Annotated in this window: 6 protein-coding genes; 1 reads left to right on the top strand and 5 read right to left on the bottom strand. The window is 52.6% G+C overall.

Going from position 1 to position 6,752, the window contains the following annotated elements; genetic code table 11:
* Positions 1-65: 65 nt before the first annotated feature.
* Positions 66-1,361 carry an NADP-dependent isocitrate dehydrogenase gene (icd, locus tag MJ257_RS08960; protein WP_240268922.1) on the bottom strand — a complete coding sequence of 432 codons (1,296 nt, stop codon included), beginning with the start codon at positions 1,359-1,361 and terminating at the stop codon, positions 66-68.
* A gap of 86 nt (positions 1,362-1,447) precedes the next feature.
* Positions 1,448-2,560: a citrate synthase gene (gene citZ, locus MJ257_RS08955; RefSeq protein WP_240268921.1), complete on the bottom strand. Its 1,113-nt coding sequence runs from the start codon at positions 2,558-2,560 to the stop codon at positions 1,448-1,450.
* 352 nt (positions 2,561-2,912) lie between these two features.
* On the opposite strand from citZ, the gene ytvI reads away from it, so the two are divergent.
* Positions 2,913-4,031: a sporulation integral membrane protein YtvI gene (gene ytvI, locus MJ257_RS08950; protein WP_240268920.1), complete on the top strand. Its 1,119-nt coding sequence runs from the start codon at positions 2,913-2,915 to the stop codon at positions 4,029-4,031.
* A 124-nt stretch (positions 4,032-4,155) separates the two neighbouring features.
* Here the strand turns inward: ytvI and MJ257_RS08945 are convergent, their stop codons facing one another.
* From MJ257_RS08945 to pyk, 3 genes are all read right to left on the bottom strand, one after another.
* Positions 4,156-4,548, bottom strand: coding sequence for an FxsA family protein (locus MJ257_RS08945; RefSeq protein WP_240268919.1), 393 nt, complete (start codon positions 4,546-4,548; stop codon positions 4,156-4,158).
* A 65-nt stretch (positions 4,549-4,613) separates the two neighbouring features.
* On the bottom strand, positions 4,614-5,033 hold the full coding sequence (locus MJ257_RS08940) for an acyl-CoA thioesterase (protein ID WP_240268918.1): 420 nt from the start codon (positions 5,031-5,033) through the stop codon (positions 4,614-4,616).
* Positions 5,034-5,164: 131 nt separating this feature from the next.
* A complete protein-coding gene (gene pyk, locus MJ257_RS08935) occupies positions 5,165-6,586 on the bottom strand; it encodes a pyruvate kinase (protein WP_240268917.1) in 1,422 nt (473 codons plus the stop codon).
* Between the last annotated feature and the right edge of the window lie 166 nt (positions 6,587-6,752).

Below are 6,752 nucleotides of genomic sequence, written 5' to 3'. Positions count from 1 at the left end.
CTAACGAAACGCTAGGGAGGGGGTACAGAAACGGAGGTTGCTATGCTAAAGGTCAGAATTAGCGATTACATGTTTTGGATGACATGGTCAGCGAACTCGGAGCACTTCACTTCCGTTGCCCCGTCCATCAAACGGGCGAAGTCGTAAGTGACCGTTTTGTTGTTGATCGAGGACTCCAAACCTTTATAGATCAGGTCCGCCGCTTCTTGCCAGCCCAGATGCTCCAGCATCATGACGCCGGACAAGATCACGGAACCCGGATTCACCACGTCGAGGTCAGCGTACTTCGGCGCCGTCCCGTGCGTTGCTTCGAAAATGGCATGACCGGTCACGTAGTTGATGTTGGCCCCCGGCGCAATGCCGATCCCGCCAACCTGAGCTGCCAACGCGTCGGACAAGTAGTCGCCGTTCAGGTTCAACGTTGCGATGACGTCGAAATCCGTCGGCCGCGTCAACACTTGCTGCAGCGCGATATCGGCAATCGCATCCTTAATGATGATTTTGCCTTCGGCTTCCGCCGCTTTTTGCGCTTGGTTCGCTGCGTCAGCGCCGGATTCTTCTTTGATCCGGTCGTATTCGGCCCAAGTGAACACCTTATCGCCGAATTCCGCTTCCGCAACCTCGTAACCCCAGTTCTTAAACGCGCCTTCGGTAAACTTCATGATATTGCCTTTATGCACCAGCGTAACGCTCTTGCGGCCATGCTTGATCGCATATTCGACCGCCGCGCGGACGAGGCGCTTCGATCCCTCTTCCGAAACCGGCTTGATGCCGATGCCGGACGTTTCCGGGAAGCGGATTTTCTTCACGCCCATTTCGTTTTGCAGGAAGGCCAGCACTTTCTTAACTTCTTCGGATCCTTCTTTATACTCGATGCCCGCATAGATGTCCTCGGTGTTCTCACGGAAAATCACCATATCTACGAGCTCCGGACGTTTAACGGGAGAAGGCACGCCTTGGAAATAACGGACTGGACGAAGGCAGACGTACAGGTCCAGCTCCTGGCGAAGTGCCACGTTCAGGGAACGGATGCCGCCGCCGATCGGCGTGGTCAACGGTCCCTTGATGGCCACAATATATTCGCGGATCGCCGTCAGCGTGTCCGCTGGCAGCCATTCCCCGTATGTATTGAAGGCCTTCTCGCCGGCGAATACTTCATACCAGGCGATTCTCTTCTCGCCGCCGTAGGCTTTCTCCACGGCGGCGTCCAATACGCGCTTCGAAGCTTTCCAAATATCACGGCCGGTACCGTCGCCCTCGATAAAAGGAATCACGGGGTGGTTAGGCACCTGAAGCTTCCCGTCCTGAATCGTAATTTTCTCGCCTTCAGTAGGAAGATCGAACTTTTCCAGTTTCAACATGTTAACGGTTTCCTCCTTCAGTCTGTTTGCTGCATCTCACGGTCTCCATTTTACCACAATGTTCCTTGGAGCTCCCGTATGGCTGCTTATCTTAATTCAATAGGAACGTACTTCTGATTGGTGACGCCCGTATATTCCGCGCGCGGACGGATCAGGCGGTTATCTTCCAACTGCTCCAAAATATGCGCCGTCCAACCGGACAACCGGCTAATGGCAAAAATCGGCGTAAACAGATCGCGCGGAATGCCCAGCATCGTGTAAACGGAAGCGGAATAAAAGTCGACGTTCGGCTTGAGCCCTTTTTGACCGGTGACGAGCTGCTCCACTTTGACGGAAATATCGTACAACGTGGAATCGCCCTTCAAGATGCTCAGCTGCCGCGACATATTCTGCAAGTGCTTCGCGCGCGGATCGCCGTTCTTGTAGACGCGGTGGCCGAAGCCCATGATTTTCTCCTTGTTCGCCAGCTTCTTCTGGATATACGGCTCCGCTTGTTCCAACGTCCCGATCTCGGCCAGCATATTCATGACCGCTTCGTTGGCCCCGCCGTGCAACGGTCCCTTGAGGGTGCCGATGGCCGAGGTGACTCCGGAATAGATGTCGGACAAAGTCGCGATCGTCACGCGGGCGGAGAACGTCGACGCGTTCAACTCGTGGTCGGCGTGCAGCACCAACGCTTGGTCCAAGGCACGGATCGCGATCGGATCCGGCTCCTCACCGGTCAGCATATACAGGAAGTTATGCGCGATCGATACGTCCTTGAGCGGAGCGACCGGTTCCTTGCCTTCCCGGATACGGGCAAATGCAGCGATCAGGGTCGGAATTTGGGTTTGGAGTTTAATCGCCTTCAATTGGTTGCTTTCGCGGGAGTTGTCGTTGGCGTTCTCATCATACAAAGCAAGAGCCGATACGGCAGTACGAAGCACTGCCATCGTGTTAGCAGACTGCGGATACAGCTTCATCTGTTCAAGCACCGCATCAGGAACCGCGGCGAAGTCGCTCAATTGCCGCTGCAGGCGTTCCAGCTCGGCTTGAGTGGGCAATTTGCCGTACCATAACAAATAAGCCGTTTCTTCAAAACTCGCACGTTCCGCCAAATCGTCGATATTAATTCCACGATAGGCGAGTACGCCATCATGAATGGAGCTGATCGAAGAGGTTGCCGCAACAATGCCTTCCAGGCCTTTCGTAGCTGTCATGAACCATCTCTCCTTTGTTAACATTTTGTGAGCAAACAAGCCCCTGAAAACATTTTCAAATTGAAAGTTTTAAATTTTTGAAGTTATGCAATAACGAGCCTATCATCACAGAAATATAGCTCCTCTGCTTACTTCTTCATCATACTGGATTTCCGAAAACATGGGAACCGCTTCAGCACTACCGGGTACATTAAATGATTTTATCACAACTATAAAGAAATTTTGTAAACGATTGCAGTTGTGCAATGAATTATATCACATTCTTCGAAAAATGTTCGGGGCGGAATACTCGAGGCGGACAAATAATAGAGTAGAACTAGGACATGTTACTTCTAAAAAGGGGAAATGCCACATGGATCACGTGATCATCAAGCGCGTGCTGCGCGGCAGCTGGATATGCGTCGTCCTGGTCGGCTCCATCTTGGCGGTCTACTGGCTGATCCCGCTGGTTTACCCGTTTTTGATCGCCTGGCTGATCTCCTACGCGATGAATCCGTTCGTCTTGTGGCTCCAAAAAAGCTTGAGGGTGCCGAAATGGCTGGCCGTGACGCTCTCGCTGCTCATTTATTTCGGAAGCGCGGGAATCATCGTATCCGCGGCGTTAACGCGTCTAGTCAAAGAACTGATCCATTTGGCCGAATCCTTTGATCTGCGCATCGCCGAGTGGAGAAATCTGTTTGTCTCATGGACGCAAAGCGAAGGCATTCAGTCGATCATTACCGAGATCAACCGTTTTATCGCCGATAACCCCGGCTACGAGAATACGATTCATAAAAATATCGACAATACCGCCGAAAGGGTCGGATCCTATGTTTCGCACCTCGTGAATAACGTGCTGGAAACGATCGTTACCCTGCTCTCCTCCCTCCCGAACTTAGGGGTCATTCTCGGCGTGATTTTGCTGGCTACTTTTTTTATCAGCAGCCACTGGGAGCGCGATATGCGGTTTTTGGCCGCCTCGATCCCCGCGCCGTTCCGCAAAACCGCAGGCGCGATTTGGCGCGACCTGCAGCGGGCGCTATCGGGTTATCTCCGCGCCCAATTCATCATGATTTCCATCACCGCGTTTATCGTGCTTTTAGGCCTGTTAATCCTGGGCGTCGATTCCGCCTTTACCTATGCCCTGTTGATTGGACTCGTCGATTTACTGCCTTATCTGGGCGTCGGCACGGTGATGATTCCTTGGCTCATCTATGCCTTCGCCACCGGCGACGTCACGTTGGGGATCGGACTGGCCGTGTTATACGGGGTCATCCTGCTGGCCCGTCAGTTGATTGAACCAAAGGTGCTGGCCAGCAGCGTCGGACTGGATCCCTTGCCCACGCTGATCGCCATGTTCGTCGGCCTCAAGATGTTTGGCGTATTGGGACTGATCATCGGTCCGGTCACGCTGGTCATCCTCGGTGCCGCCGTCCGGGCCGGCGTCGTCCGCGATTTGCGGAACTATATCGTCCACGGACGATTGAGATAACAAGCAGCTTCAATTAAAAAAAAGGCATCCCGTCTCTCGTGACGAGATGCCTTTCTTATGGATTCGGGCGATGCTTCCGTCCAAGCGGCCAAATCGCTGGATGAAGCCGGAAGACGGGCTGCGCTTAACGGCGGAAATAGGTGATCGTTCCGTCCTTCATCTTTTTGCTGACCCATTTCATGAGCGGGATCCGGTACAACACGCGCGTCAGCGGGAACACCATCGTAAATCCGATGATATCGGTAATGAAGCCGGGGATCAGCAGCAGGATCCCGCCGGCAAACACGCATAATCCATCCAGGACCATACGTCCCGGAATCTGTCCGCCGCTCATTTGGGCTTTGGCATCCGCCAGCACTTTACGCCCTTCAAATTGCATCATCAACCCGCCGATCACGGAGGTCGCCAGCGTCAGAAAGATCGTTTTGCCGATACCCAACCTCTCGCCGACATACATATACCCCCAAAATTCTACGATCGGAATCAACACGATGAGAGCGGCTATCCATTTACGCATATCAGGACTCCTTTATCACATTCCTGTACTTGTATTTTACCGCCTCCGCGCCGGATAATCAAAATTTACGGTTTTCGGGCTTCGTCCAGCGCCGCATACCATTCCGGAAATACCTTCTTGAATTGAACCGGTTTGAAGTCCTCGCGGCGAACGACATAATGGGAAGAGGAGCCCTCTACGCAAAGCGTGCCTTCCCCGTTGTATACCTCATAGCCATAAGCGGTTTTGACGCCGCTGTTCTCGATGACCCGCGTCTTCAGCAACACGGTTTCGCCATAACGGATTCCGCGCTTGTATTCCACCTTCATTTCGTGGACGGGCGAGATATATCCCGCCTGCTCCATCTCGAAATAATCAAAGCCGAGATTCCGGCTCAACTGCAGCCTCCCCAGCTCAAACCATTCCAAGTAATGGGCATGGTAGATAATCCCCATCATATCGAACTCCGAATATTTCGGCTCAATGGACACTTCGCATACGTACACGCGCTCCGCTCCTTTCCAGTATTCAAGTCATCCTACCGCACTCCAGTGTAGCGGCAAAAAAAGCAATGGTCCCGAGCGGGCCCCATTGCCTTTTTATTGTGACGATTCGTCAATTTATTTTAACCTAACGACTACTTGCGGATTTGTCCGATCTTCACCAGGTTCGTCGAACCGGAACGTCCGAGCGGTACCCCGGCGGTAATCACGACGAGGTCGCCTTCTTTCACCAGTCCGGAATCCAGGCCGCCCTTCATCGCTTTGTCGAACATTTCGTCCGTCGTGCTGGCCGTATCGCCTTTCACCGGCGTTACGCCCCAGTTCAGGGCCAGGCGGCGAAGGGTTTGATCTTCGGTCGTCACTGCGATGATCGGCGCTTTCGGACGGTATTTGGAGACCATCCGTGCCGTATAACCGGTTTCCGTCGAAGTAATGATCGCTTTGGCGTTCAGCTCCAGCGCCGAGTTGGCTACCGCTTGGCTGATCGCTTCGGTTACGGTCGTTTGTTGTGCGTTGCTTTGCTTGATGAAAATTTCGCGGTATTCCAAAGCGGACTCCGCTTTCTCAGCGATGCGGGACATCGTCAATACCGATTCTACCGGATATTTCCCGGCAGCCGTTTCGCCGGAGAGCATGATCGCGTCCGTACCGTCGAAGATCGCGTTCGCCACGTCACTCGCTTCCGCGCGGGTAGGTCTAGGGTTGCGTTGCATGGAGTCGAGCATTTGCGTCGCGGTGATGACCGGTTTACCGACGCGGTTACATTTCTCGATCATGCGTTTTTGCACGAGCGGCACGTCTTCCGCTGGGATTTCCACGCCAAGGTCGCCGCGGGCAACCATCAGGCCGTCGGATACTTCCAGGATTTCATCGAGGTTGTCAACGCCTTGTTGGTTTTCGATTTTAGAAATGATTTGGATATGAGTCGCGTTGTTTTTCTCCAGCAATTGACGAATTTCAAGCACGTCGCTTGCTTTACGAACGAAGGAAGCCGCAATAAAATCGATGCCTTGCTCGATCCCGAACTTGATGTCGTTAGCGTCTTTCTCGGTGATGCCTGGCAAGGAAATGTTTACGCCGGGTACGTTAACGCCTTTTTTGCTCTTAATGGTACCGCCATTGACGATGCGGCATTTGATTTCCGTACCTTGAATCTCAACGACCGTCAAACCAATCAAACCGTCGTCAATCAGAATCGTCGAACCGACTTCCACGTCTCCAGGAAGCTCTTTGTAAGTAATGGAGATCCGTTCCTTGTCGCCGAGGATTTCTTCGGTCGTCAAGGTAAGGAACTCGTCCTGTACCAGCTCGATCGGCTCTTCTTTCAACTTACCGGTACGGATTTCAGGACCTTTGGTGTCCAACAGTATGGCGATTGATTTCCCCAGCTCCGCGCTCGCTTGACGGATCGTTTTGATCCGGTTGCCATGCTCCTCGAAATCCCCGTGGGAGAAGTTCAGGCGAGCGACGTTCATTCCGGCCATCATCAGCTTCTTGATGTTTTCTAACGATTCACTAGAAGGACCGATAGTACATACGATTTTTGTTTTGCGCATTTGGGTTTCCTCCGTTTAAAATAGTTCTCTCTATATAATCTTTTCCAACAACTAAATTTACTACAGTTTTGTCGATTTGTATAGGAAGTTTATCATATTGTAACGAATATTCCTTCAAAGCATGCCTTGCGGCTCGGGCCGGCACACTTCGTCTTGGCGCTAAAAT

Origin of the sequence: Paenibacillus timonensis, assembly GCF_022427145.1 — a bacterium.
GTDB classification, from domain to species: domain Bacteria; phylum Bacillota; class Bacilli; order Paenibacillales; family Paenibacillaceae; genus Fontibacillus; species Fontibacillus timonensis.
Note: the sequence above shows the minus strand (reverse complement) of the source record. Positions and strands in the feature narration are given on the sequence as shown.